General features: G+C 39.6%; 26 protein-coding genes and 5 tRNA genes. 14 read left to right on the top strand and 17 right to left on the bottom strand.

Going from position 1 to position 26,026, the window contains the following annotated elements:
- Position 1 precedes the first annotated feature (1 nt).
- The 7 genes from WCV88_04530 to WCV88_04500 form a co-directional block, all read right to left on the bottom strand.
- Positions 2 to 2,563: a valine--tRNA ligase gene (locus tag WCV88_04530; GenBank protein MFA6475431.1), complete on the bottom strand. Its 2,562-nt coding sequence runs from the start codon at positions 2,561 to 2,563 to the stop codon at positions 2 to 4.
- The gene (locus WCV88_04525) at positions 2,560 to 3,531 is read right to left on the bottom strand and encodes an HD domain-containing protein (GenBank protein MFA6475430.1); all 972 of its coding nucleotides are present in this window, start codon (positions 3,529 to 3,531) and stop codon (positions 2,560 to 2,562) included. The genes WCV88_04530 and WCV88_04525 overlap by 4 nt, the downstream gene beginning before the upstream one ends.
- 89 nt (positions 3,532 to 3,620) lie before the next feature.
- Complete coding sequence (locus WCV88_04520; GenBank protein ID MFA6475429.1) at positions 3,621 to 3,992, bottom strand: endonuclease domain-containing protein; 372 nt, start codon at positions 3,990 to 3,992, stop codon at positions 3,621 to 3,623.
- A gap of 262 nt (positions 3,993 to 4,254) precedes the next feature.
- Positions 4,255 to 4,902, bottom strand: a complete 648-nt coding sequence (locus WCV88_04515; protein MFA6475428.1) for a hypothetical protein — start codon at positions 4,900 to 4,902, stop codon at positions 4,255 to 4,257.
- A gap of 44 nt (positions 4,903 to 4,946) precedes the next feature.
- Positions 4,947 to 5,387 carry a PPC domain-containing DNA-binding protein gene (locus WCV88_04510; protein ID MFA6475427.1) on the bottom strand — a complete coding sequence of 147 codons (441 nt, stop codon included), beginning with the start codon at positions 5,385 to 5,387 and terminating at the stop codon, positions 4,947 to 4,949.
- A gap of 1 nt (position 5,388) precedes the next feature.
- The gene (tsaD, locus tag WCV88_04505) at positions 5,389 to 6,363 is read right to left on the bottom strand and encodes a tRNA (adenosine(37)-N6)-threonylcarbamoyltransferase complex transferase subunit TsaD (protein MFA6475426.1); all 975 of its coding nucleotides are present in this window, start codon (positions 6,361 to 6,363) and stop codon (positions 5,389 to 5,391) included.
- Positions 6,344 to 6,898, bottom strand: coding sequence for a hypothetical protein (locus WCV88_04500; GenBank protein ID MFA6475425.1), 555 nt, complete (start codon positions 6,896 to 6,898; stop codon positions 6,344 to 6,346). Before WCV88_04500 ends, tsaD begins: the two co-directional genes overlap by 20 nt.
- Before the next feature lie 17 nt (positions 6,899 to 6,915).
- On the opposite strand from WCV88_04500, the gene WCV88_04495 reads away from it, so the two are divergent.
- The 13 genes from WCV88_04495 (at position 6,916) to WCV88_04435 (ending at position 19,563) form a co-directional block, all read left to right on the top strand.
- A complete protein-coding gene (locus WCV88_04495; GenBank protein MFA6475424.1) occupies positions 6,916 to 7,935 on the top strand; it encodes a stage II sporulation protein M in 1,020 nt (339 codons plus the stop codon).
- 34 nt (positions 7,936 to 7,969) lie between these two features.
- A tRNA-Glu gene (locus tag WCV88_04490) sits at positions 7,970 to 8,044 on the top strand.
- 49 nt (positions 8,045 to 8,093) lie between these two features.
- A complete protein-coding gene (locus WCV88_04485; GenBank protein ID MFA6475423.1) occupies positions 8,094 to 8,600 on the top strand; it encodes an Hsp20/alpha crystallin family protein in 507 nt (168 codons plus the stop codon).
- Between the two features lie 3 nt (positions 8,601 to 8,603).
- Positions 8,604 to 10,478: a VanW family protein gene (locus WCV88_04480; GenBank protein MFA6475422.1), complete on the top strand. Its 1,875-nt coding sequence runs from the start codon at positions 8,604 to 8,606 to the stop codon at positions 10,476 to 10,478.
- Positions 10,479 to 10,703: 225 nt separating this feature from the next.
- Complete coding sequence (locus WCV88_04475; GenBank protein MFA6475421.1) at positions 10,704 to 11,675, top strand: NGG1p interacting factor NIF3; 972 nt, start codon at positions 10,704 to 10,706, stop codon at positions 11,673 to 11,675.
- 4 nt (positions 11,676 to 11,679) lie between these two features.
- Positions 11,680 to 12,708, top strand: a complete 1,029-nt coding sequence (gene ruvB / locus WCV88_04470; GenBank protein ID MFA6475420.1) for a Holliday junction branch migration DNA helicase RuvB — start codon at positions 11,680 to 11,682, stop codon at positions 12,706 to 12,708.
- A gap of 14 nt (positions 12,709 to 12,722) precedes the next feature.
- Complete coding sequence (locus WCV88_04465) at positions 12,723 to 12,983, top strand: hypothetical protein (GenBank protein ID MFA6475419.1); 261 nt, start codon at positions 12,723 to 12,725, stop codon at positions 12,981 to 12,983.
- Positions 12,980 to 13,513: a PH domain-containing protein gene (locus WCV88_04460; GenBank protein MFA6475418.1), complete on the top strand. Its 534-nt coding sequence runs from the start codon at positions 12,980 to 12,982 to the stop codon at positions 13,511 to 13,513. The genes WCV88_04465 and WCV88_04460 overlap by 4 nt, the downstream gene beginning before the upstream one ends.
- Positions 13,500 to 14,480, top strand: coding sequence for a tRNA preQ1(34) S-adenosylmethionine ribosyltransferase-isomerase QueA (gene queA / locus WCV88_04455; protein ID MFA6475417.1), 981 nt, complete (start codon positions 13,500 to 13,502; stop codon positions 14,478 to 14,480). Before WCV88_04460 ends, queA begins: the two co-directional genes overlap by 14 nt.
- A 33-nt stretch (positions 14,481 to 14,513) precedes the next feature.
- Positions 14,514 to 15,956 (top strand): flippase, encoded by a 1,443-nt coding sequence (locus WCV88_04450; protein MFA6475416.1) that lies wholly within the window; start codon positions 14,514 to 14,516, stop codon positions 15,954 to 15,956.
- Positions 15,953 to 17,077 carry a glycosyltransferase family 4 protein gene (locus tag WCV88_04445; GenBank protein ID MFA6475415.1) on the top strand — a complete coding sequence of 375 codons (1,125 nt, stop codon included), beginning with the start codon at positions 15,953 to 15,955 and terminating at the stop codon, positions 17,075 to 17,077. The genes WCV88_04450 and WCV88_04445 overlap by 4 nt, the downstream gene beginning before the upstream one ends.
- Complete coding sequence (locus WCV88_04440; protein ID MFA6475414.1) at positions 17,052 to 18,440, top strand: O-antigen ligase family protein; 1,389 nt, start codon at positions 17,052 to 17,054, stop codon at positions 18,438 to 18,440. The genes WCV88_04445 and WCV88_04440 overlap by 26 nt, the downstream gene beginning before the upstream one ends.
- Complete coding sequence (locus WCV88_04435; GenBank protein ID MFA6475413.1) at positions 18,424 to 19,563, top strand: O-antigen ligase family protein; 1,140 nt, start codon at positions 18,424 to 18,426, stop codon at positions 19,561 to 19,563. The genes WCV88_04440 and WCV88_04435 overlap by 17 nt, the downstream gene beginning before the upstream one ends.
- 286 nt (positions 19,564 to 19,849) lie before the next feature.
- Here WCV88_04435 and WCV88_04430 read toward each other — a convergent pair whose 3' ends face one another.
- The 8 genes from WCV88_04430 to WCV88_04395 form a co-directional block, all read right to left on the bottom strand.
- The gene (locus tag WCV88_04430; protein MFA6475412.1) at positions 19,850 to 20,842 is read right to left on the bottom strand and encodes a hypothetical protein; all 993 of its coding nucleotides are present in this window, start codon (positions 20,840 to 20,842) and stop codon (positions 19,850 to 19,852) included.
- Positions 20,843 to 20,965: 123 nt separating this feature from the next.
- Positions 20,966 to 21,038, bottom strand: a tRNA-Ala gene (locus tag WCV88_04425).
- A 20-nt stretch (positions 21,039 to 21,058) separates the two neighbouring features.
- On the bottom strand, positions 21,059 to 21,295 hold the full coding sequence (locus WCV88_04420; GenBank protein MFA6475411.1) for a hypothetical protein: 237 nt from the start codon (positions 21,293 to 21,295) through the stop codon (positions 21,059 to 21,061).
- A 3-nt stretch (positions 21,296 to 21,298) separates the two neighbouring features.
- A tRNA-Val gene (locus tag WCV88_04415) sits at positions 21,299 to 21,372 on the bottom strand.
- Positions 21,373 to 21,480: 108 nt separating this feature from the next.
- A tRNA-Leu gene (locus WCV88_04410) sits at positions 21,481 to 21,564 on the bottom strand.
- 17 nt (positions 21,565 to 21,581) lie between these two features.
- Positions 21,582 to 21,890 (bottom strand): 50S ribosomal protein L19, encoded by a 309-nt coding sequence (locus tag WCV88_04405; GenBank protein ID MFA6475410.1) that lies wholly within the window; start codon positions 21,888 to 21,890, stop codon positions 21,582 to 21,584.
- A gap of 21 nt (positions 21,891 to 21,911) precedes the next feature.
- Positions 21,912 to 22,595 (bottom strand): RluA family pseudouridine synthase, encoded by a 684-nt coding sequence (locus WCV88_04400; protein MFA6475409.1) that lies wholly within the window; start codon positions 22,593 to 22,595, stop codon positions 21,912 to 21,914.
- A complete protein-coding gene (locus WCV88_04395) occupies positions 22,579 to 23,304 on the bottom strand; it encodes a TIGR00730 family Rossman fold protein (protein ID MFA6475408.1) in 726 nt (241 codons plus the stop codon). The genes WCV88_04400 and WCV88_04395 overlap by 17 nt, the downstream gene beginning before the upstream one ends.
- A 39-nt stretch (positions 23,305 to 23,343) precedes the next feature.
- Between WCV88_04395 and WCV88_04390 the strand changes: the two genes are divergently transcribed.
- Positions 23,344 to 24,801 (top strand): hypothetical protein, encoded by a 1,458-nt coding sequence (locus tag WCV88_04390; GenBank protein MFA6475407.1) that lies wholly within the window; start codon positions 23,344 to 23,346, stop codon positions 24,799 to 24,801.
- Here the strand turns inward: WCV88_04390 and WCV88_04385 are convergent.
- Together WCV88_04385 and WCV88_04380 are read right to left on the bottom strand one after the other, a co-directional pair.
- On the bottom strand, positions 24,737 to 25,663 hold the full coding sequence (locus WCV88_04385; protein MFA6475406.1) for a DUF475 domain-containing protein: 927 nt from the start codon (positions 25,661 to 25,663) through the stop codon (positions 24,737 to 24,739). The genes WCV88_04390 and WCV88_04385 overlap by 65 nt on opposite strands.
- Before the next feature lie 118 nt (positions 25,664 to 25,781).
- A tRNA-Val gene (locus tag WCV88_04380) sits at positions 25,782 to 25,855 on the bottom strand.
- Positions 25,856 to 26,026: the final 171 nt, after the last annotated feature.

Raw genomic sequence — 26,026 nt, 5'->3', positions numbered from 1 at the left:
ATTAATTTAACTGTTTTAACGTTTTCTCTAACAAACTAATCTTTGTATCTTGTTCTTGTAACTGAAGTTTATCTTTCTCGAGAATTTCTACTGGCACTTTACTGACATACTCAGTATTAGCTAATTTTTGTTGAAGCTTACCACGGTACTGGGTGGCTTGATCGATTTGTTTTTGTAATCTAATCTTTTCTTTTTGAATATCAATTGTATCACCTAAATTTAATGAAAAACCATACAAGTTATTCGCAATTTCTGTGTTTGTTCCAGATACATTGCCAGACACAATGTTAATCTTACATAATGTTTCTATAATCGTTTTGGCCTCATTAGATAATTTACAATCTGGTTGTTGGGTAAGAGTAAATATTTTTGTGTATGGTATTTGATACTGACTGCGCATGTTTCTAATTTGAGTGACAATGTCTTGAATAGCATTGAATTGCTCTTCGGCCTGAGCGTCACGATTACTGCCGTTGGCTTTCGGCCAAGCCTGAAGCATTAACATTTTACTGGGATACAACTCTTGCCAGATAGTTTCTGTTACAAACGGAACAAATGGGTGTAATAATTGCAGGGCAGTTTCTAAACCATGACGCATCAAAGCTGGGTTGGATTGAAATTTATTGATCTCCACATACCAATCGGCTAATTCGTGCCACAAGAAATCATAGGCCCGTTCGGCGGCTAAACTTAATTGATAGGCTTCGATATGACCGGTCACCTCTTCCACCACTTTGGCAATTCTGGAACGAAACCAATTATCCGTGATTGTATCCGTATCACCAGATTGAATTGATTCAGACATCAACACAAACCGGGATACATTCCAAATTTTATTTATAAAGTTTCGATATGAGGCAATTTTTTCTTCGTATAAACGTGCATCATTACCCGGTGTAGTACCTGCAATCAAGGCTACCCGTAAAGCATCCGTACCATATTTTGCGGTCATAGCTAATGGATCAATCCCATTACCTAAAGATTTAGACATCTTCCGGCCTTGTTTATCACGCACTAAACCATGTAGATAAACATTTTCAAACGGAATCTCACCTAAGGCATAAGTGGTGATTAAAATCATCCGGGCGACCCAGAAGAATAAAATATCATAACCGGTTTCTAAAACCTGTGTCGGATGATAGGTGTCTAAATCTTTGGTGCGTTCTGGAAAGCCTAAAGTAGAAAAAGTCCACATGCCAGATGAGAACCAAGTATCCAACACATCGTCATCTTGTATCCAACCTTCACCGGGAGTTTCTAACTGTACTTTAATCTCATTATCTTTATACCAAGCTGGTATTCTATGACCGTACCAGAGCTGTCGTGAAATGCACCAATCATGGAGATTTTCCAACCAATGAAAATAGGTGCTATTAAACCGATCCGGGATAATTTTTATACTGTCATCCTTTACTACTTGAATGGCGACTTGTTTTAAAGTCTGACCAGCAAACGCATGACCAGCTGGTAAATGCGCATCGACGTTTACAAACCATTGTACTTTAGTTAATGGTTCGATAGCAGTACCACAGCGATAACAGACGGATAAATTATGTTTATAATTTTCATCAATATGATCCACTAAACCTTTTTTCGCTAATATTTCAACAATCGCTGCGCGACTGGCTCGCGCGTTTTTACCGGCCAAGTCACCGGCTGCTTCTGTAAAATTACCCTGTTCATCAATAATCTGTACAATCGGTAAATTATATTTTTGGGCTAAGGCAAAATCTTCCTGGCTATGCGCTGGGGTGATTGTCATGGCACCGGTCCCAAAGGTTTGATCAACTACCGCATCGGCAATCACCTGGGCGTCAACTTCTCCGGTTAACCAAGGTACCGAAAAAGTTTTACCCTGCAAGTGTGTATACCGTTCATCGGCTGGATTAACCACGATGGTTTTATCTAAAAATTTGGTTTCCGGTCGAGCGGTGCCAATCACTACTGGACCATACTTAAAATAATAGAACTTAGTTTGCTCTTCTTTATATTCAACTTCGTCATCAGCCAGCGTACTTTGACAACGCGGGCACCAGTTAACAATGCGATGACCGCGATAAATTAAATTATCAAGATACATACGCACAAATAATTCGCTGACCGCCGCTTTACGCGTATCATCTAAAGTAAAGGCTTCACGTGACCAATCCAACGAGAAGCCCATTTTGCGTAATTGATTGCGAATGGTGCCACGGGAAGTTTCCACAAATTTTTCCACCTCGGCCACAAACTTGGTTCGCCCTAAATCGTGTCTGGTGACAGCTGGAGTTCGTTTAGCCAAGTCTTTTTCAACTCTATTTTGCGTAGCAATAGCGGCATGATCTGTGCCGGGTAACCAGAGAGTTTTCTTACCATGCATCCGCTGATAGCGAATCAAAATATCTTGTACCACATACATGGCATGGCCTAAATGGAGTGTGCCAGTGGCATTGGGTGGCGGCAATATAATAGTGTACGTCTCATCAGCTGCTAAATTATCAGGATTAAAAGCACCGGACTCCTCCCAGAGTTTATAAATACTATCTTCGTAATCTTTGGCCTCGAAGGCTTTCGGTAAAGTCATACTATGCGTAGATAATACCCTTCCTGACGTTTTTGTCGATAAGACTCTTGTAGAGCTTGGAAGGCTTTATCACAATATGACAATCTGACCAGAGCACCATTTATTAAAATAAACGGATCAACCATGCGGATTTTAGTTTTGATATAAAAATCATAATCAGCTGAATCTTCTACCACGTGAATCTGTTTTACTTGCGCCAGATTTTTTACAATCAGCGGGTGTTTTGATTGCGCCAATTTTTCATAGACCACTTCATCAACTGAAAATAAATCTTTGAAAGTGATGATATTTTCAAACAAGGCTACTTTTAAAGCATTGGCAAATAAATAATACAAAGCCGCCTGCAGTGGGTGTCCCCATAACCGTTGATCGCCTAACCGAAATTTATCGGCAAACATGCGCGCGGCTTTTTCGTCATCAAATATCAAATAATCTTCATAACGAATCATGTGCGAGCGTAAATATTTAACTTCTTCTAGCGTCATAATACGATCTGTCACTAGATCACGATAACAGTAATCAATGCGATCCATGCACAAATCCGGCAAATCCCGCTCTAATAAATGAAAACGGTGTTTATCCATTAATTGAGTAAGATTAAAACCGTATTTTTTTAGAATGGCCGGAATAGTTGAATTATCGATCACCTCTTTATGAAATTCCTCATGAAACGTCCCAACTTCTGATCCACCAAACACAAAATCTATGACATGGGAAAATGCGGTATGAGGGACATCATGTAGTAAACCAGCAATTTGTTCCTCGAGTGTGGCATTAAACTCCCGTAATAATAGATACACGCCTACACAATGTTCAAACCGATTCGTGGTGAGATGACTAAAGCGATAAAAACTCGCCCCATATTGATTCACTTTTTTCAAACGCTGCATGGCGTCAGAGGCCATGATCTCAAGAATAACTGGTTCAGTGATGTCAGTTGAACCGTAGATGCGATCAATATAATCCATAACAGTATAACTACCATTGAATGGTAGACAGGTCAAACTGGAATACACCATCCCCAGCCCTTCCTATTGTAGGAAGGGAGTAAGAGCATTTATTGAGTTAGATGTTGTTGAATGGTATTTATGACTTCTGCGAGACGACATATAACTACTTCATTTGTAAACCTTATCACTTTGAAACCATTTAATTTTAAAATGTCATCTTTTGAATGATCATGATCATTTTTCATATTGTGGATAGAACCATCAACTTCAATTACCAACATCTTTTCATAACAATAGAAATCAACAATGTACCCATGTAGTGCATGTTGACGTCTAAATTTATAACCTAGTTTTCTTGTTCGTAATTCTTGCCAGAGTATTAGCTCGGCATCTGTGGCGTTTTTTCTTAATGATTTTGCAATCCATCTAAGCTTCTGATCGTATTGAAGAATATTGCGATTCGACGATCGTATATACATAAAAAAGCCCCAATCTTAGGTGGCGCTCTTTACTTGAAGATTATCAAAAAAAATCAACACTGTCAACTTGAAATTTTGAGTCTCAGAACACCTTCCCGCCCTCGCGGACTCGGGCACCCTTCCTATTGTAGGAAGGGTTAGATAAAGAAGTAGATTTTTTCTTGCCCCCTCCTAGAATAGGAGGGTTGGGGAGGTGCATCCGAGATGGTTATACCTTAAGAAATATTTTTCATTGACAGTGAAAGGTTATTAAATATCTTATTCAAACCGCTTCTACGATAGTATCGATTTTACTCACGTTTGGGCTATATTCACAGTGATAAACTTCACCGTCAAATAACCAATTTTCCCAATACATCTTATCATCTCCCCCACAATCAACCGATAAAAATATATGCACCCCTAAACTATCGGCATACCGAATGGAAATGGTATCAAATTTGCTTAATTCCTCTATTAAAGCTTGATGTTTTTTTCGCCATAACTGATCAATAATATCACTCAACTGTTTAATTTTAACAGTTAATTCAGCTTGTTGTTTTTGAAAAACAGCTTCACCCTGAGGATATATATACTGACCAACCAAGTCTTTTATCCAAGCTAAATTATCCCGACTATGGGCAAAAATTATTCTTTGGGCAAATTCATTAAGTGAATATTCTTTACTGCGCAGTTTGGTACCGGGACCATATTCCCAATCGGGTGTTAAATAATGTTCAGTAATAATAGCACCGTGTTTCTCTAGCCCTTTTTTATTATTTTTAATATATGAACCGTCTGGTAAGTGTTGCAATAAATTCAGCGCTTCTGTAAATGACAAATGATTTAATTGATACAGTTGTTCTTTTAACTGACGTAAGGTAGTTTCTTGTTTTAGGATCTCTGTGAAAAGAGGATCGTTTGTGGTCATATTAGACATATATTATTGAGTACACCATCCCCACCGATAAAGAATTAGATTTTTTTCTTGCCCCCTCCTAGAATAGGAGGGTTGGGGAGGTGTAATAATTGTAGCCCACTATATTCATCTAATTTTCTGTGAGTTTCGGAAAAAGGTGTGATCATTACTTCTAAAGTTGGATTCGCCACACATCTCATACAGTGTCCAGCATAAGCCTGCAAAGTTTCATCCCCAATTGTGATATGAAGATGCAATTTTTCTACAGAAATATTACCCACAAAACTGGTTACTTCAACTTCATGAAAAACTCTTTTGGTATATTGTTTTGTTACCATATTGAAATGAGCTAACTCAACTTCTTTGGCAGCCCCTAACCCACTAATCCATCCGCCGGTGAGGTTATGTGCCTGACAAAACTGCTGTAATAAACTGCAGACTTCTTCATCCGGCATAAATCTTATTAAATACGCACCATTTTTTTCTTGATAGGTCATATTAACGAATAGTTAATTCCCAATTAGGATCGGCTCGAAATGAAAATAACTTAGCTGGTGCATTTTGTAAACGACAAGCGGCAGCTATCATGGCGGCATTGTCGGTACAATATTCTAAAGGTGGAATAAAAACTGGCACAGACAAAGTTTGTAATCTTTCTCGTAATGCCGCATTCGCGGCCACACCACCGCCCACCAAGACAGCTTTTACATTATAAGTTTTAACAGCGCGCGCCGTTTTACCATAGATAGTTTGCACTAATGCCTCTTGTACCCCAGCACAGACATCGGCCAAAGGTGCCTCAGGGTGATCACGATGAAAATACAACACGGCGGTTTTTAATCCGGAAAAAGAAAAATCGAAAGTCGGTTGATTCAGTAATGGTCTGGGAAATAGATACTGTGTGGCAGCACCAGTTTTAGCCTGCTCGGAAATAGCCGGCCCCCCAGGGTATGGCAAACCTAACACGCGCGCGCATTTATCAAAACACTCACCGGCGGCATCATCTCGTGTGGCACCGATTAATTCATATTCACCTGGCTTCGGCATATACAATAATTCAGTGTGCCCACCGGATACCACCAACGCGATGGCAGGAAAAGGAATATCTTTGTTTATTAAAAAATTGGCGGCAATATGACCGGCAATATGATTTACTGGAAAGATTGGTTTGTTCCAACCATAAGCTAAAGCCCGGGCTGTTTCTACACCTACTAATAAAGAGGTAATCAAACCCGGGCCAGCGGTGACGGCAATGCGATCAAGCTCTTGTGGTTGCACTGAGGCTTGTTCTAAAACCCTTTGTACAAAGGGTACCATCACAGCCACGTGTTCGCGCGCCGCCACTTCTGGCACTACCCCACCGGTTGCTTTATGCACATCAATTTGTGACGCCGTTAATTGTGTAACAACATCACCATCCAAGAGTGCCACACTGGATTCATCACAGGAAGTTTCAATGGCTAAGATACGCATAGATAAACAATACTACTAAAGGTAAAGCGCCACCGGCCAAGGTTTGTGCGAAAGTGTGTTTTTTTAAAAAAATTCTTGACCAGGCCACCCCGGGTAAAATCAGTAATATCGGCCACCACTTTAACCCAAATAAAATTAGCACTATCCCAAGCACAAAACTGTTGGCGGCTAAATGGACACTAATTTTCCAATAAAAAGTAACTATTATGCCAACTAACTCAATCACCCAACCTAACAATCTTAATTCACCCATCAGTCTATTACCAAAATACCACAACACCATGACAGAAATTAAATGGGCCATTAGGACAGTTAGAAAGTACAATTTTCGCTCAGATCGTTTGGTGATATCAATATCAGATACAAAGCCCAGTTTTATAAATACACCTAATAAGATAATTGGTATTATTACTTCACACAAAATTAATGTTAACCATAATCCAGGCACTTGATAAATGATAATAACTATAAACAATGGCCAAATTAGAATTGGATTAAAGATCTGTGATATACTAGTGGCCAAGAATTGTTTCACAAACTGCAGTATACACTATGTTTAAACGCACTGGTACTATTTGGAGCCTGATTACTGCCTTACTGGCTCTAACGTTTGTGATTGGCAGTTTTGTCGGCTGGTTTTTACCTGATACTGTAAAAATTGAGCTACTAACTACTGTCTTAGCAAAATTTTCTACTATCATAGCCAATTCCTCTACCGATTGGCACTTAGCGGTTAATATTTTTCTAAATAATATTTTAGTGGCCGGGCTGGTGTTTATCAGTGCTCTCATTCCCCCTATCACTTTAATAATCATTATTGGTAACGGCCTAATTGTTGGTATCTTTGGTGATTTACTGTTACGCATGGATACCTTACAACCCGGCACTTGGCAAAGTGGTGTGTTAGGCGTGTTGCCACATGGCCTAGTTGAACTCGGAGCTATATTTTTTGCCGGTAGTCTTGGTCTGACCGCTTTGTTAAAATTGCTCTGGCCTCGTTTGATTGATACCCAACTAACCCGCGGACAATTTATTTTGAAATCATTCCGGTGGTTAGGTTTGGTGGTTATACCTTTATTAGTGTGTGCGGCTTTAATCGAAACCTTTATTTCACCAAAACTAATCGAGGCCAGCTTACCAACACAAAACGATGCGGCGTTTGCTCCAACCATTGATCATGTTGCATTAGCTAAAACCGGTTGCACTCCAAGCCAACCATTGGCCTCAATTGATGATATTTCTTTATTATATAATCCGGACATAATGGCACTTTTACAACAACGTAGTCAGGTCAGACAATGGCAGGTATCGTATCAATGCCCGAATGATGGTGGCTTTAATATAGCGAGTTTTGATAAACAAGCTTGGTCAACTATTCAAGCGACCAATTTGATTAAACAACTACTAGATAAACTCCAAGCTAATTACACTGTAAAAAACCAAACCATTAAAACCAGTTTACATCATAAAACTGTTATTTATAAAATAATAGAGACTGATCAACTAGTTATTATCATTACCCAAAGTACTTTGCAATTCGCACCAGAGAACCTATTGACTGACCGGAAATGATCAGTTATAGTCGGTAGCGCTATACTATGCGTATGGCCTTATCGTCTAACGGTTAGGACAGTGGCTTTTCAAGCCATTAATCGGAGTTCGACTCTCCGTGGGGCTACCAATATTGTGATTTGACAAAACACATTCCGCATTGTATACAGAATCTAATTATGGCACCAAAAAAAACACAATTCAAACAACGTTTACAAGATTTAGGCGGTGAAGATTACTCACTGTCGGAAAACTTTTTTCAAGTTCAACCCATGCAAGCTGAAACAACCACTACTACTACTACGCTCGTTACTAATGCTCAACCCGTCGCTGAACATACCAGTGCGGACGAATACGATGGTCAACTGGCAATTGATGTTTATCAAGATGACAAAAATGTCTATGTCCGGGCTATTGTGGGTGGTATAAAAAGTGAAGATATCGAAGTGCATCTCAATAATGACATGGTCACAATTAAGGGAAAACGCCTGGTACCGGGGCCAACCAATCCAGAACAGTATTTTATTCAAGAATGCTATTGGGGTGGTTTTTCCCGTTCGATTATTTTACCCATTGATATAAAAAACGATGCGGTTGAAGCTAATCTAGAACATGGTGTTCTGTTGCTGACTCTCCCTAAGTCTCATCGCCCAAAAAACACGCGCATTCCAGTTAAAGCTACCTAAGTGATGTCACGGACAACAAAAATATTAAGTATCACTGGGGGAAGTATCGCGCTGGCCGGTGTTTGTGTCGTGTTGTTTTATATCATTTATCAAACTAGTTATTCCGCTAAGCTTTATCCTGGAGTAAAAATGGCCAGCCAAACTGATCCAGCGGCTATTACTGCTTATGCCGAACTCATTGCAAAAAACGGTCTGTCTTTTACCTATCAAGAGTATAATTTTACTTTAGAGCAAGCTGTAACAATTGACCCGGCCGAAACCATTGCAGCCGGTCAGGCCATCGGACGACAGGGTGATAGTCTGCAAAACCTATTAGCGCAATTAAAAGCCGCTGTGTTTGGCACCAATATACCGCTAGTTTATACGTTGGATCGTCAGGCCATGCTTGAACAATTGTCAGCTGAGTTTGATGATGCAGCCACTCCTTATCAAAATGCCACCCTGACATTAGCCGATGATAAAACATTAACTGTCGTTGATAATATCGATGGTACTAGTTTTAATTGGGATGCAGTCCTTGCTGAGGTTGAGCAAAACTTAAACACGCTGCAACCAGTCGCTGTAACTTTACAGCTGTCGTCTGCTCCCGCTCCAATTACAACGGCTGATGCCAAAGCCAAGTTAACTGACGTACAAAGTTTGATTGATTTAGCACCGTTAACTCTCACCTATGAAGATGGCACCTACACAATTGAAACTGATGCATTGGCCACGTGGTTTACTTTAGAACCAAATAATGGTGCCATTAAAATAATATTAAACCCTGAAGCTGTCCGCACAACTTTAGCACCAATCGCCGGTGAGATAGATATTCCGGTTAAGGAAGGTAAATTTAGTTTAGATGAAGTGGCCGGAACAGTGCAATTAACTCAATTTGAAGATGGTGCTGATGGTTTAGGTGTAAACATGGAAAAAACTGTGGCCGCTTTGCAAACTGATTTCTTGAATAAAAAACTCACTACCATTCCCCTGGTGGTTGAAGTTACTCATCCACGCGTTACGCCAGACAATTTGAATGATCTTGGCGTGAAAGAATTATTGGGTACTGGCACAACTAACTTTGGCAATAGCCCCTACAATCGCGTACTCAATATTCGTAAAGGCGCGGATATACTAAATGGTTTATTGATTGCCCCAGGAGAAACTTTTTCTCTCTTGGATGCCTTAAAACCAATTGATGTTGAACATGGGTGGTATTCAGAACTGGTTATCAAGGGAGACAAATTAGAAAAAGAAGCCGGTGGCGGGTTATGCCAAGTTGGTTCAACTTCCTTCCGCGCGGTCATGTTATCTGGCTTACCAATTGTAGAACGACGCAATCATTCCTGGGCAATTTCTTATTATGCTTATAAAGGCTTAGCCGGAGTGGATGCTACAATTTATGATCCTTCACCTGATTTTAGATTTTTGAATGATACTGGCCACTATATCTTATGGCGCTCACGCATTGAGGGTAGTAATATCTATTTTGAATTCTGGGGAACATCCGATGGGCGGAAAGGCTACTTTACTGACCCGACCAATTATAATCATAGCTCTCCCGGACCAACTATCGAAACAGTGGATAATAGTTTACCGCCCGGTACTCGCACCTGTGATGGTCACTCATTTAGTGGTGTTACCGCATCGTTTGATTATATTATTGAACAACCTGATGGTACAACAGATAAACAAACCTTTACCAGTGTGTACAAATCCAGGCCAGAAATGTGCATCGTTGGTCCGGATGCACCTGCTGAAACCACGCCAACAAATACCAACACCAATAGCACCATTACTAATACAAACACGAATACCAGTAACACTAATACAGTTACCAATAAAAATACCAACAAAAACGGCAACAATAAGAACAGCAATAAAAACACTAATTCTTAATAAAAACACCTGGCTTAAGCCGGGTGTTAGTTAGTTTAACTATCATCTCTTTTATCCCTCTTTGCTGCAGGCAAGAAAACCGGTGGAGGGATGCATAGAGCCGGAGCCTTATGTATCCTACCATTTGGTTCCCATGCTCGTCGTGCCTACAGCAAGCAAGGATAACCGAGGAGTATACCCTAGTATTTACAAATTTGTCAAGAGGGGCTATAATCTTATCCACTTATGTTAAATGTTCAAGCGATTTACGATCTAGCAGTAAAATTAGGCATAAATTCCGACCCGCGTGGCCGGGCTTTTGTGACAGCTGAGTTAAAACGCTATAAAAAAGAGTATGATGCCCTGCCCAATAAAGAGAAGGAATATTATGATAAAGAGTATTTTACCAATCCTTACTCCGATACTCGCATCCTCTACACACCATCTTTAACTAGACCAATCAAACGGCTTTTTGCTGGCATTGACGCTCATGAGCCCGAATTATTGTTAGCCGATCGGCTGGGTAAAATCGATATGGTCATTAGCCATCATCCAGAAGGCATTGCTTTGGCCGATTTACCAGAAGTGATGAACGTTCAAGTTGAAATTATGCGTCAGGCTGGTGTGCCGGTTAACATTGCTGAAAATTTATTAATGCCGCGCATTGCTGAAGTTAATCGTGGTGTACTACCAATTAACGATCATAAGGCTGTCGATATCGCCAGATTACTTGGTATGCCCTACATGGCGGCTCATACCGCCACAGATAATCTGGCCGCAACGTTCATGGATAATTTGATGGATCAGAAAAAGCATAAATTAGTTTATGTTGGTGATGTCATAGATCAATTAATGACGGTACCGGAATATCAAATCGCTAAGAAACAAAAATCTGGTCCGTGTATTTATTTGGGTAGTCCGGCTCGTCGTTGTGGTCGCATTGCCGCCACTGAATTCACCGGTGGCACCAATGGTGCTAAAGACATGTTTGAAGCTCTATCTCGAGCTGGTGTTGGCACAGTAATCGGTATGCATATGCGTGAGGATCATCGTAAAGTAGCCGAACAACACCACATGAATGTGGTAATAGCCGGACATATTTCATCGGACTCAATTGGTATGAATCTGTTTTTAGATGAACTTGAACAAAAAGGGATTGAAGTCATTCCAGTGGGTGGATTGATTCGTGTAAAACGATTTAAAAGCAAGACAAAATAACGCTATGGCCGGGATGGATCGTGTTATAAGCCCGGTACAACAAACATCGGAATCAGCGGTGGAGGCATCTTTGCGTCCAGAAAGATTAAGTGATTATATTGGCCAACAACAAGTTAAAGATAATCTAACTATTTTTGTTCAAGCCGCCAAACAACGCGGTGAACCAATTGAACATGTTTTACTGCACGGTGGTCCGGGTTTAGGTAAAACTACCCTAGCTCACATTATCGCTCGCGAAATGGGTGTTAATATTCGCGTCACCAGTGGTCCGGCTATTGAACGCGCCGGTGATTTAGCTGCCATTCTTACAAACTTATCAGAAGGTGATATTTTATTCATCGATGAAATTCATCGTTTACATAAAACCATCGAGGAAGTGTTGTACCCAGCCATGGAAGATTATGCTTTAGATATGGTAGTCGGAAAAGGCCCAGGCGCCCGCACTTTACGGTTAGACTTACCAAAATTTACCATCATCGGTGCCACGACCAGAATGAGTTTACTATCATCACCCTTACGCGATCGCTTTGGTGCACAATACAAACTAAATTTCTACGAACCAGACGAAATGGCTAAAATTATTTTAAGATCAGCCTCAGTTCTGGCTGTGCCACTAGAAGCACCGGCGATAAATTTGATAGCAACCAGATCGCGCAGCACTCCTAGAATTGCCAATCGTTTATTGAAGCGCGTGCGAGATTTTGCTGAGGTTAACCATAGTAATAAACCAGTGACTGAAACTATCGCTCAAGCTGCCCTGAATTTACTCGATATCGACGAATTAGGTTTAGATGCTATTGATCGTAGAGTTTTACAATCAATCATTAAATCATTCCAAGGTGGCCCGGTTGGTATTACCACCATTGCGGCTACTATCGGTGAAGACATTGATACTTTAGAAACTGTTTATGAACCATTTTTATTGCAGTTAGGTTTTCTCGCTCGTACACCCCGTGGTCGGGTTGTCACTGCCGCCGCCTACGAACATTTAGGGCTCATTCCACCACTTGATTTGCAGTCGCGCTTGCTCTAGCCTATACTAACACCGTGGCTATTCCCTACTGGATATTAGGTATCATCTATCTAGCCTGCTTACTTGGAGCAGTTGTTTTCTTTTTATTAAATTTATACCATTTACGTCGCTTTGGTTTCTTAGATTTTTCCGGTACAATTTGGACCATTGTTACGGCGGGTGTCATTGTGATAGTTATTTTTTTTAGTGTCCTATTTTTAAGCCCAGTGGCATGGTTAGATAGTGGTGAAATTATTCCGACATCTAGCCAATCATCTATGTTTAAAAACTTATGAGCCCTGAGAATAAAGATAAATTTCCTGGCCAACGCCCCAACGAACATTTAATAATGTTACTGCGCCGCCATTGGATCGCTTTTGCCTCGGCAGTTATTCAAGTAGTCAGTTTTAATTTACTACCAGTCATTGCATTGATCATTGTTTTATATGTTGTCGGCTGGAACCCACCCACCAGAGGTTTATGGTACGTTTTTGGAGTGATTGCGACTTCATTATATTATATTGGCACCTGGCTGACTTTTTATCATGCCTATATTGATTACCATTTAGATGTCTGGATTTTAACTGATCAACGCATTATTAATATTGAACAAAAAGGTTTGTTTGAACGAACTATTTCCGAACTTAATCTAACCAAAGTTCAGGATGTAACCGCAGAAATACATGGCAAGTTAGCGACGGTTTTTAATTATGGTGATGTCTTTATTCAATCGGCCGGTGAACAACAACGTTTTACCTTTCTACAAATTCCTGAGCCAGATGTTGTGGCCAGATTAGTGATTGAAGCCAGTGATGCGCTTAAGTGAGTTTGATTATCAGCTGCCACCACAGCTTATTGCCCAGACCCCCATCGAACCGCGTGATCATTCACGTTTATTAGTTGTTCATCGAGACACAGGAAAATTAGAACACAAGCAGTTTTTTCACATCACCGATTATCTTAAATCAGGTGATGTTTTGGTTATTAATACTTCTAAAGTAATTAAAGCTCGGTTACACGCTACTAAGCCAACTGGCGGCAAAGTTGAAATTTTCTTACTGCAACAAAAAGATGATTTTACCTGGGAATGTTTAATTAAAGGAAAAACTGCTCTTAATTCTTTATTCTTAATTCATCATTCTACTACCGCCACTGTTCAAGAAAAACATCCTGACTCAACTTACCTTGTTAAATTCAACAAAACCAACATTACGCAATACGGTGAAGTACCATTACCACCCTATATAAAAACAAAACAATCACTCGAACGTTATCAAACTGTTTATGCTGATCAATCCGGTTCAGTGGCGGCTCCGACTGCCGGATTACATTTTACAGAAGCTTTACTAGATAAATTAAAAAAACACGGTGTCATTATTGTTCCAGTAATATTACATGTTGGTTTAGGTACATTTACTTCAGTAAAAACTGACGATATTACTCAACACACCATGCACGCTGAATATGCAGTGTTACCAGAGGCTACTGCTCAAGCCATGGCCGCTGCTAAAAAAACCGGTCATAAAATAATCGCCGTAGGTACTACCTCTGGTCGCACTTTAGAAGCCTTCCAGGGACAAGCTAACGCTGGTTGGGTTAATATTTATATTTATCCTGGTTATAAATTCAATACGGTGGATAGTTTAATTACAAACTTCCATCTCCCCAAAACCACTTTATTAATGTTAGTTAGTGCTTTAGCCGGAAAACCATTGATCGATCGTGCCTACGCTGAAGCCATTAAAGAACACTATCGTTTCTTTAGTTTTGGCGATGCTATGTTGATTGACTAAACAGCTGATTTTTGGTACAGTCCGGGTCTATTTATGTCATTATTGCGGCAAGTAGCGCGAAATACAGCTCTGCAATTTAGCGGTAAACTCATTGGAACAGCACTTGGTTTTGTTGTGGCCACAATTTTGATTCGCTATTTGAAAGATGATCTGTTCGGCAGCTATACCACAGCCATGTCTTATTTGCAGTTATTCGGTATCATTATGGATTTGGGCTTATATGTAGTGTTGTTAAAACATATTGCCGGACCAGACAATAAAACCGGACAACTGCAAAATAATATTTTTACGCTACGCACGGTCACTGCCGTTACTCTTTTAATATTAGCCATAATTATAGTTTGGTTTATTCCACAATACCCACTCATTGTAAAATGGGCCGTGGTAATATTAGCGCTAAATTTTTTCTGCATTACCATAAATCAATTATTTCAGGCCATCTTTCAACATCATCTCGCCATGCATTGGGTAGCCATTGCTGAAGTTAGTAGTAAAGTGGTTTTGTTTGCTTCTACCTTAACAGTGGTGTATCTGACACAAAAAAACTTTCTGGTTATTATCGCTACAGTGGTACTAGCCGGTGTTGTACAAACTATCGTATTGTGGTCAGCCAGTAGGCGCTACACCCATTTAGCCCCGGCTTTTGATTTATTTATTTGGAAACGAGTTTTATTAGAAAGTTGGCCAATTGCTGTAGCGATTGCTCTAAATCTAATCTATTTCAAATCTGACACAATTATATTGAGTTTATATTACCCACAAGCCGTGGTGGGTGTGTATGGTGTACCGTATAAGATATTAGAAGTCTTGATTACTTTGCCGATCATGGTAGTTGGCTTACTCTTACCCATCTTGAGTCAATATTTTCAGGCCAAAAATTTACCGGCTTTTAATAAATTATATCAACGGGCTTTTAATCTTTTATGGATGATGGCAGCTCCGGTCATCGCTGGTGGCATTGTTTTAGCCGAACCATTAATGCTTTTAGTCGCTGGCAATAAATTTACTGACGATCCGCGCATGTTAGGAGCCATTTTTCGTATCTTGATTCTAGCCATTGGAGCTATTTATTTAGGTACTCTGACCGGCTATGTGGTAGTAGCTATTAACCAACAACGCACCATCATTTGGGGTTATGCCTTTGTCGCCGGTACGGCTTTATTAGGTTATTTCATCTTTATCCCACCCTATTCATATTATGGCGCTGCCTGGGTAACGGTGTATTCTGAAGTGATGATGGTGTTGATCGCTACTTATATAATTTATCGCCATACCATGTCTCATCCGGCTTTATTTAGTTTATTACGCATTACTGGCGCTGCCTTACTAATGGCTGGGGTGGTTTATCTAATTCAAGCCTGGCCGATTGTGTTTGTGGTATTATCCGGTGGTGTCGTTTATAGTATTGCCTTGCTGCTAATGGGTGGTATTTCTAAAGAGGATATTAAAACTTTATTACAGCGCCAATTAGCATGACAGAACAACGTATCTTAATTCTAAAATTTCCGTATTCTTCAACTTTTGGTGGTGGAGAAAAACATACTTTAACTTTGGTTGAAAGATTATCGGCCAATCATAAATTCTTTTTAGCCTCAACCTGCACCGTCTTATTAAGTGAATTTTCTAAACGTGATTGGCACTACCGCCGTATTTGGGCTGGTACAGAACCGGTTACACCACTGGCCTTACTAAGCTTTTTTTTCACTTGGCCTTTTATCACGGCTAACTTGGTGCGCTGGTTGGTGTATTATAAATTTCAGCACCATATTTCAGTAATATTTTGTTTATCACTCACTGAAAAAATCTTATTAACCCCATTTGCTAGACTGCTTGGTATTAAAGTGATTTGGATGGAACATTTACAAATTGAGCGTTGGTTAAAACAAAATCCTTTACGTTTAATTTATGTTTTGTGGTCACACCTTGCAACTATTGTTACTGTGGTTGAAGCAGTTAAGGATCAATTACAACAATTAGGTGTTCCAACCCAACATATTCAAGTGATTTATAACTCGGTAAATGTTAAAGATTTTACTCCTTCCCCTTCTGCAGTACAAAACATTCAAAATATTTTTCGCGTATTATTTATTGGTCGCTTAGCTAGAGAAAAAGGGATTAATGATTTAATCCAAGCCATCAAAATCGTTCAAGCGCAAATACCGCAGGTTCATTTAACCATCGTCGGCGAAGGTGATATTAAAGATCAGTTAACCAGTTTGGTTCATCAACTAGATTTAAATAAACAAATTGATTTGGTAGGCTTCCGTAATGATATCCCAGCAGTTTTACAAAACTGCGATGTTTTAGTACTCCCTTCCATTAGGCGTGAGACCTTCGGGATTGTTTTAATTGAAGCCTTAGCCACTGTTAAACCAGTCATTGCTACCACGACTGGCGGTATGACTGAAATTATCGATCGCTATGGTTGGCTAGTACCGCCACATCGTCCTGCGGCCATTGCCGAAGCCTTGTATGATGTTTACAACAATTATGAGTTAGCGGTGCACAAAGCTAGTAATGGGCGCATTCGCGTCTTAGAGCTATTTCAAGAACACCGTATGATTGAAGATTATGACACCTTATTTAAAAGCCGCTAAAACTCTACCGCTCGCTTTAATTATTGGTATAGCGTTTGCTTATCTACCACTGACTTATGTTTTAGCCGGTTTGATTGGTTTTATTTGTATCTGTGTTATTGTCATCAACCCGATACTTGGTATGTACCTACTCAGTTTCTTTTTACCTTTTGAACGGATTGGTTCTTTAGATATTGCCGGTGTTACCATTCGCCTTAGTCAAGTCATTGCCATCATCACAATATTAGCTTGGTTAATGTATGGTTTAGTATTAAGTAAATTCAAATTACGGCCTTATCCGATTTTATTACCCATCGCTGGATTCATACTAGTAATGTGTGCCGGCATCACTAACTCTCCTAATTTAGACCGATCGCTGCTCGTTTTAGGCTATATTCTTTTTACCATGTGTGTCTCCATCATTTTGCCCAGCATTATTCGACACACTGACCAGGTTAAACGGGTAATTTATATATTGTTAGGTAGTATGTTTGTGGTATGTAGTTTTGGCATTTGGCAATTTTTGGGAGATATTGTTGGTTTACCGACTAGCCTAACTGGGTTACGCCCACAATACACTAAAGAGATTCTTGGTTTCCCTAGAATCCAATCAACTGCCTTAGAACCTCTCTATTTTGCCAATTATCTGTTAATTCCATTAAGTTTAGCAATCGCTTTATGGTTAAGTAAATCTAGTAAAATTAAACCCTGGTGGTTATTTGCTTTAATAGCTTTAGGGGGAATAAATTTTATTTTAACTGTCTCCCGCGGTGGTTATATTGCTTTGGCAGCAACATTACTCTGTCTGGCTATAGCTTATTGGAAACAGTTACTTAAACCCACTATTATCATCCCGTTAATAATAAGTGTGGCTATAGCTGGTGGTGTGGCTTATCAATTTCTAGGTTTAACTGAACAGGTAAACACCTTTACTGAACATGTCATGAATATTTTTGGTGGCGCGTCTTATAGTGAACGAGTTGAAACTTTTGATATTGCCGAACGCATTTGGTGGCAGCACCCGTGGGTTGGGATAGGCCCGGGTAGTTTTGGACCATATGCGTCATATCATCCATATATTGTGCCTAGTGATGGCTATAAAATTGTGAACAATGAGTATATTGAATTGCTAGCTGAAACCGGTGTCTTGGGTTTAGCTTGTTACATAATAATGATGATTATGCTCTATATCCGTTCTGTTAAAGCTTTGTTGCATGGTACTGACCCATTCATGAGACATGTGTTAATTGCGCTATTAGCCGCTCTCACTGGTATTCTGGTGCAATATAATACTTTCTCGGTACTTTATATTATGCACATTTGGTTCTTAATTGGTTTAATGGTCACGGTTCAAAATATATTATTGCATGGCGATCACCAATAAATGGTTATTAATAATACTTGTGCTTCTCCCTGTCTATTTAGTTAGGTTTAATTTATTTGGTATACCACTAAATTTATTGGATCTGCTGGTAACCGGTGGTTTTATCTACTATATTATTCATTATGGTTTTAAAGTTCAAAAAATATTTTTATACAGTAGTGTGAGTTTACTGCTAATAGGTTTGATCTCTGTCATTATGTCTGATAATACTCTAGCGGCACTAGGGATCTATAAAAGTTATATTGTTATACCAATTATGGTTGGTGTGATGATTCAAGTTAGTAAACCAAAATTTATTTTTATACTACAAGCCTTAGGTAGTAGTGTATTATTTGTTTCGACCATCACTATTATTCAATTCTTGACCGGTTATGGTGTGCCGGCACCCTGGAATATTGGCGGTATTGATGTGCGCATGACCAGTATATTTGAATATCCCAATGCCGTTGGTTTATTCTGTGCCCCCATCGTAGCATTAGGTGTGGCCTGGTTAATACATGAACGTTCACACAAACTTTGGTTCATGCTGGTTAGTTTAATGGGAATGATCGCCATTGGTTTATCGCAAAGTGATGGCGCAGTCATAACTGTCATCTTAGCTGGCAGTTTTGCTTTGTTGTTTACCAAATACCGTTATGGTGTAATCGGTGTTGGTTTAATATTGGTAATGATTAGTTTAATAATACCAGTTACGCGTGAGAAAATCTTATTGCAAGATACTTCCGGACAGGTTCGTTTAGCTTTATGGCAAGGTACGGTTAATTTACTGGAACACCGCCCATTATTTGGGGCTGGTTTAGCCAATTTCCCAGATGTTTATGCTCAGTATAAGCTCGATCAACATGTCGAATTATTGCTTTATCCACATAATTTATTCCTGGATTTTTGGGTTGAATTGGGCTTATTAGGCATGGTTTGGTTAATAATTGTACTTATAGTCTTCTTTTTGCAAGCTAAACAAAGCCAGCAAACAAAATACAGTATAATTTTACTGACTGGGATGGTGGCTTTTATTGTTTATGGACTAGTAGATGTACCCTATTTTAAAAATGATCTCGCTATAATATTTTGGACAATGCTTGCCCTTAATTTTTCTTATCATAAAAAACAAATTAATTCATAAAAACAGGTCGGCATAAAAAAACGTAGGGGTAATTCATGAATTACCCCTACGTTTTTTTTATTTTACGCAATTTTATTTGCGTTTTTTTGTGGCTTTCTTCTTTTTACCACCCTTTTTCTTTGTGGCACGCTTCACTGTTTTTTTCTTGGCTCCCTTTTTTTTCTTTGCCATATATCTCACCTCCTTTTTATTAAACGTCACATGACGTTATTTTAATTTTGTATCTTAATTATACGCTATTACAAATTTATGTGTCAATAGACATTGTTATTTTATTTTGCAGATTTTATTTTTCTGTGGCGTGTTGTTTTAATATTTCATCTAAAATTTGCTTTATTTCTGGGTTACTATTTTTTTCTGCTTTATCAATTAGTGGTTGTATTTTTTTTATAGCACTATTATGGTCAATGTGAGCCTGCCGCAAAGCGACTCGTAGATCTTCAAGTCGGAACCAATTCACATTAGTATTTGATTCATTCAATTTATTACTTACATCAGTGATGATATCATCCAATTCACGTCTGGCTGTTTCCAAAGCTAAATCAGGACGATCTGCTTCCATATACAAATGATAGGCTCCAGAAAGATCGGGTATTGGTTCAATTTTCAACTCACCTCCTTTCATTTGAATACTTGATTTGCTAAAAAAATCCCCTAAACCTTCTTCTAGATCGTCTATAGAAATATCAGAAAAACCATTCGACACACTGTCGTTGTTCTCATAAAGCCTAGTTAAGATTAAGGCCGCTTTAACCCCATTAGGATCGTTTAAATCCAAACCACTATCACTCCCAGTCAATAAATCTCTAACTATGGTTACTCCAAATCTACTTTGTTCAAAGGAAGTTTTTTTAGAAATAATTCTATCTATTACTAAACACAACTCGCTGTATTCCTGTGGATCTGGATTATCCATCACTATTTCCTTCAATAATTCTTCAAAACGACCAGTGACTGCCGGAATATAATCTAGCTTGAAATCTTCCAATAATATTGCTAATTGTTTAGCTTCACTTAACTTATCTCCGACTTTAGCCGCCTCAGCTGCTAAACGAAGAGCCTTACCATCACGTTCAAATATTCCTCCAGGTTTCATCTCATGTTTATCTAAAAATGTTTTTAGCTCATATTTATCAATATATTCTTTTATATATTCTTGATCAGCATGTACTTGTAAATGTTCAGCATGAGTTGGATGATCACCGGCTACAGCTTCTGGCTCACCATGCAGAGCAGCGGCTACACTAATAGCGGCACCAATTTTACGTTCAAATCCCATAAAAAAGTTATAAGTTATAAATTGCTATTATAATATCAAAAAAAATGGCCTTTGTCAATCTTTTTACGTGTTTATGTTTTCAAACACTGAATTGAAACGACTGTCAGAAAAATAATTATTGAGTGGACCCTGAGAGGCTCGAACTCTCCACCTCCGCAGTGCAAATGCGGCGCTCTACCAAATGAGCTAAGGGCCCGGGGCGTTTACTGGCTATACTTAGCGTTTGAAAACAAAATCTAAGACGCCGATTATCTTACCAGACATTATCATGAATGCCAAGACAATCAAGACCATGCCGATAATTTTATAAAATATCCGCGTCCCACCTTCGGCACCCAGCTTTTCTTCGGCCCAACCAATGCGCCCAAACCAACTGACCATCAATTCAGTTTTGATAATCAAAAACGCTCCGGCCATAATCATTCCTATACCAACTAAAAAGCGTGTTAACATACGTGGACGATGCGGGATTCGAACCTGCGACCCTCTCAGTGTAAATGAGATGCTCTAACCAACTGAGCTAATCGTCCCGAGGCGTTTGCGCGGCGCAACCGCACGGGTAAACCCGGTAAGATAAATGATTATATTTTAAGCGAGCTTGCCCGGGCAGTTGTGAGTCTTCGAACAAATGCATCGGGTGCCGAGGAGGAGAGTCGAACTCCTATGGGCTTACGCCCGTTCCCACCTCAAGGGAGTGCGTCTACCAATTTCGCCACCTCGGCCAAAAAACGTCAAACACTTATTGCTTGACCATTTTTTCCTTCAAACGCTTGGTATAATTTTTAACATAGTATAAACGAGCCTTGCGCACTTTGGCGGTTTTCACTATCTCAATTTTCTCAAGCGTTGGTAATGCTAATGGGATAATCTTCTCAACACCATAACCTTTGGCCTCTTTTCGTACGGTAATCATGCGGGTATCGGGAGTTTTACCTTTGATACTGGTAATCATACCTTCGTAGATCTGGGTACGATCCTTTTTACCCTCACTAATGCGCAGGTGTAAACGGACAGTGTAGCCAGCTTTAAGTTCTGGAAATGTATTCATAGTTCGGCTATCATAGCTAACTCAATGTAAACCGTCAAGAATCGCCTGAAGTGGCTCAGGTAAAGGTGCAGTATACCCAACCAAACTACCATTTGGTAGGTAAAAACCTAGGCTAGTAGAGTGTAAAAATGGTCGGCCGGGTTGCAATCTCGATTTCAGGTTCTTCGGCTTATAAATGGCTTCTCCAACCAATGGATGATTAATGGCGTTAAGGTGCACCCGAATTTGATGGGTTCGACCGGTTAAAATTTCAACATCTAATAAAGCATACTTAGGATATTGTCTAATAACATTGTACCGAGTAATGGCTGTCTTCCCGGTATCATCTGGTCGCGCTGCCATTTTGGTGTAATCTTTGCTCGAGCGCGCTATAGCAAAATTGATTTCACCTTCCGGTTGCCCCATCGTACCATGGACTAAAGCAGTATAATGTTTTTTTACTAAATGTTGGGAGAATTGTTGTTTGAGATGTTCAAACATGTCCTGTGTACGTGCTACGACCATTACCCCAGACACACCTTGATCTAAGCGTTGCACAATCCCAGGCCGAGTTAAATCATCGCCGACTGTAGCGATTTCCGGATAACGCAATAACAACTCGTTCACGAGGGTATCTGGTTCTGGATGTTGGCTAGCTTGATGTACTACCAGACCAGTGGGTTTGTCGACAACAATATAGTCTGGCGTTTCAGCTAAGATAGTCACCTTCTTTAGTTTTACGAATGATACGCATGGCTTCATCAGCCGAATCTACAATATTGTATAATGCTAGATCTTTCTCCTCAATAGCTTGATGATGCAGCATGACTTCCTGTTTAATAAACTGATCTAACGCTCCCCAATATTCTTTGCCCATTAAAATTATTGGCACACGCGGCATTTTACCGGTTTGAATTAAAGTAATTACCTCAAAAAATTCATCTAGTGTACCAAAACCACCAGGAAATACCACAAAAGCCTGCGATGGTGAGGTTAACATGACTTTTCTAGTAAAGAAAAAATAAAAACCCAAACTTTTTTTCACATATTTATTAACGCGCTGCTCGTGTGGTAATTGAATATTCAAACCTAAAGATTCACCTCCGGCTTCAAAGGCACCACGATTAGCTGCTTCCATCACACCGGGACCACCTCCGGTAATGGTGACATATTTTTCATTGGCTAACATTTTTCCTAACTTTAAGGCTTCGTCATAATAGCGATCACCTGGTTTAGTACGGGCAGATCCAAAAATAGTGATTTCTTTTTCCAAACCTGATAAAAATTCATATCCATTCACCAACTCAGACATGACTCTAAAAACGCGCCACGATACCGTGCCACCATGTTTACTAACATCATGGGGATGAATAATTTCACCGCGGATTTTTGCATTATGACTCTGATCGTGATGATTGGGTTTTTTCTTAGCCATTGTCAGTTTCTTAGTAAACTTGCTAAAGTAGCTTAAATTATGCTCGTAGACTATCATTTTCACCCTAACCTGTCAAAATACAATTTCTTAGCCAAGCGTAAGTGTTTAAGCATTTGGCAAGAGTTTACCAACCAACATATGGATGTGGTGGTAGTGACTGAACACGTTTTTAAAAATCCGCCCCGGGCTTATGAATTATTGCTCGCAGCTAGACCACCTGATGCAGCAACTGTAATTTTTCCAGGCATTGAAGCTCTTACTAGTGAAGGAATTGACTTGATTGTGTTTGCACAAGATGAACGAATCTACCGACACCAAAAACTAATGGTGCCAAAACAATTATCTTTATTGGAGATGATTCAATATATTAAACAACAACCCGACCTGGTAGCCAGTGTGGCTCATCCGGCGTTGTTTGGCCACTCTGGTAGTGAAAGACAAGTCGGAAAATCTATCACAATTAAAGCCATTCGCTTGTTGGGTGGGGCTGAGATTGCCAATGCTTGTTTTAAAGGATCACTTGCCTTTATGAAATTGGCACACATGTCAACTTTTTTTGGAACGGCCGCCGCGCAAATGGCTAAAGTGCACACCTTGCCTGAAGAATATTATCAATACCCAGAAGTGACTCTTTATACTGGTGGTTCAGATGCTCATGTGACCAGTCAAATCGGCAGTGGCCTTGAAGTGGCACCGGCTCCTCTCACTGACCGACTGGCTGTCTGGAAAAATATCAGTACCAATACTGCTACTAGCTTTGTCACTCAACCTCATAGACATCATCCCTGGCTAGCCTTTTATCATGTCTACACCATTAGTCGTGAAGCCTTAATCAAAGCTTTACGGTTATATGAAGGTCGGATCTATCAAAATGATGATCTGTTTACCAACTATTATAGTGAATCGGAAAAAGAAACTGTACTGGAATTAAATAGCTGGCGCTATCACTGGTTGAAACCAATCTTAAATTTTTTAACTTATTTTGAAGTAACACCCCATTTGCTTAATATAATTAGTGTTATTTTTATTGTATTTAGTGGCTTTTGGATATTCATCAAAGAACCATGGGGTGTGGCTTGTTTTTTAGCCTACTTATTATGTAATGGCTTAACTACTCCACTGGCCCGTTATCAAAATGTTGAAACAGAAGCCGGTGCTATTATTAAAATTATTTTGCATCAATTTGCGCTGATCGTGGTGATGTTTTCGGCCATGGCGTTAGATTGGATTAATAATTGGGTTGGAGCACTCTATCTGGTGTTATATATTGTTATGATCTGGTTAATAGTCACCCTAAATAAAATTGGACAGCCGATTCGGTTTGTTGTCCGATCGAAAGATATTGTGTTAACTGCAATTATTATAGAAATAACCACCAACATCAATTGGTTATATCCAGTTGTGGCCGGATTTACTATTTACATGGCTCTACTTAATGGTTGGATGCTGCTGCGGTTGCTCGCCGAGATTTCAAAAAGAAGTATCCCACGACCATAAAGGTTATTACAGGTGATACCCAACTTGGTATCTCAATGCCAAATGCATCGCACCACATAATCACACCTAAACACAGAATGGAGTACATCGCACCATTTTTTAGGTAAACATATTTTTTTATACGTTCAATATTACCAATTGTCACCTGCCGAACTACTAAGGCACCTATCCCATTACCTAATAAGATTAATGGCACGGCTAAAGTAAAGGCAAAAGCGCCTAACACACCATCGATCGAAAATGTCGCATCAATTATTTCTAAGTATAATATTTTACTAATGTCAGACATATTACCTTTTTGTAAAAGCTTTTGTTCACTTGCCTCGGCATTTTGTTTGAAACCATGGGTAATAAAAAAAGCCGTTGAACCAACGACGGCACCAAAGGCCAGATTTGAATCCACTTGCAAGGCTGCATAGACAATGCCAGTTAAAAGCAAAGACACTACTGCATAAAACCACACACCTTGGGCTGTAAAAAATTTTTCTCCTACTAAACCATAATTTTTGGTTTCTAAAAACAACCAATGAAAAAACAAAAATACTAAAAATGTTCCACCACCAATCAACAATATTGGCGCCGATTTTTCAATCGCTTCGATCACTCGCGGATCACTACTAAACGTGGCTAATAAAGCCCCTTTCGGACCAAGTTCACTATTTGTTACCCAGACAATTAAAAATGGTAATATACCTCTAACCACAAATACAGCAATAAATAATCCCCATACCAAAAACCACCGTCTGGCTCGTTGTCCCATCGTGGACAACACCTCAGCATTAATAATCGCATTATCAATGCTACTAATAACTTCAAATAGTACTAACCCCGCTACGATGATTATGATTGAGAATATATTCATGACTGCATTTATATCATTATAAAAAGTAAGTCATCTAGTGTGGGTAAACCCACCGCCGTCTCAAATTTACCGACAGACTATGGTGGGTTTACCCACCGAAGCCCGCAGCGGGCGTAGGTGGGCATATCGGGATTCGAACCTGAGACCTTCACAATGTCAATGTGACGCTCTAACCAACTGAGCTATATGCCCGTGTGTGAGGATTCTACCAGGTTATGGAAAAAATTCAATAGAATCAATCCCAGTAGAGACGTGCCGCCGGCACGTCTCTACTGGGATTGATTCTCGTCTCTTCTTGATTGTTTGTAGGTATTCATACCTACAAATGGCTTGACAAACACTCGTTTGCTGCTACGGTTAACT

The sequence above is a fragment of the Patescibacteria group bacterium genome (genome assembly GCA_041665365.1).
Classification (GTDB): Bacteria; Patescibacteriota; Patescibacteriia; order UBA9570; family UBA9570; genus UBA9570.
Note: the sequence above shows the minus strand (reverse complement) of the source record. Positions and strands in the feature narration are given on the sequence as shown.

Bases quoted from the DNA above. Each gene is read 5' to 3' on its own strand.
- WCV88_04395 (MFA6475408.1), bottom strand. From the start codon at position 23,304: ATGGCTAAGAAAAAACCCAATCATCACGATCAGAGTCATAATGCAAAA.
- WCV88_04495 (MFA6475424.1), top strand. From the start codon at position 6,916: ATGTTTAAACGCACTGGTACTATTTGGAGCCTGATTACTGCCTTACTG.
- WCV88_04430 (MFA6475412.1), bottom strand. From the start codon at position 20,842: ATGGGATTTGAACGTAAAATTGGTGCCGCTATTAGTGTAGCCGCTGCT.
- WCV88_04440 (MFA6475414.1), top strand. From the start codon at position 17,052: ATGACACCTTATTTAAAAGCCGCTAAAACTCTACCGCTCGCTTTAATT.
- WCV88_04450 (MFA6475416.1), top strand. From the start codon at position 14,514: ATGTCATTATTGCGGCAAGTAGCGCGAAATACAGCTCTGCAATTTAGC.
- ruvB (MFA6475420.1), top strand. From the start codon at position 11,680: ATGGCCGGGATGGATCGTGTTATAAGCCCGGTACAACAAACATCGGAA.
- WCV88_04485 (MFA6475423.1), top strand. From the start codon at position 8,094: ATGGCACCAAAAAAAACACAATTCAAACAACGTTTACAAGATTTAGGC.
- WCV88_04405 (MFA6475410.1), bottom strand. From the start codon at position 21,890: ATGAATACATTTCCAGAACTTAAAGCTGGCTACACTGTCCGTTTACAC.
- tsaD (MFA6475426.1), bottom strand. From the start codon at position 6,363: ATGCGTATCTTAGCCATTGAAACTTCCTGTGATGAATCCAGTGTGGCA.
- WCV88_04460 (MFA6475418.1), top strand. From the start codon at position 12,980: ATGAGCCCTGAGAATAAAGATAAATTTCCTGGCCAACGCCCCAACGAA.
- WCV88_04475 (MFA6475421.1), top strand. From the start codon at position 10,704: ATGTTAAATGTTCAAGCGATTTACGATCTAGCAGTAAAATTAGGCATA.
- WCV88_04435 (MFA6475413.1), top strand. From the start codon at position 18,424: ATGGCGATCACCAATAAATGGTTATTAATAATACTTGTGCTTCTCCCT.
- WCV88_04510 (MFA6475427.1), bottom strand. From the start codon at position 5,387: ATGACCTATCAAGAAAAAAATGGTGCGTATTTAATAAGATTTATGCCG.
- WCV88_04385 (MFA6475406.1), bottom strand. From the start codon at position 25,663: ATGAATATATTCTCAATCATAATCATCGTAGCGGGGTTAGTACTATTT.
- queA (MFA6475417.1), top strand. From the start codon at position 13,500: ATGCGCTTAAGTGAGTTTGATTATCAGCTGCCACCACAGCTTATTGCC.
- WCV88_04420 (MFA6475411.1), bottom strand. From the start codon at position 21,295: ATGTTAACACGCTTTTTAGTTGGTATAGGAATGATTATGGCCGGAGCG.
- WCV88_04520 (MFA6475429.1), bottom strand. From the start codon at position 3,992: ATGTATATACGATCGTCGAATCGCAATATTCTTCAATACGATCAGAAG.
- WCV88_04530 (MFA6475431.1), bottom strand. From the start codon at position 2,563: ATGACTTTACCGAAAGCCTTCGAGGCCAAAGATTACGAAGATAGTATT.
- WCV88_04525 (MFA6475430.1), bottom strand. From the start codon at position 3,531: ATGGATTATATTGATCGCATCTACGGTTCAACTGACATCACTGAACCA.
- WCV88_04480 (MFA6475422.1), top strand. From the start codon at position 8,604: ATGTCACGGACAACAAAAATATTAAGTATCACTGGGGGAAGTATCGCG.
- WCV88_04515 (MFA6475428.1), bottom strand. From the start codon at position 4,902: ATGACCACAAACGATCCTCTTTTCACAGAGATCCTAAAACAAGAAACT.
- WCV88_04445 (MFA6475415.1), top strand. From the start codon at position 15,953: ATGACAGAACAACGTATCTTAATTCTAAAATTTCCGTATTCTTCAACT.
- WCV88_04390 (MFA6475407.1), top strand. From the start codon at position 23,344: ATGCTCGTAGACTATCATTTTCACCCTAACCTGTCAAAATACAATTTC.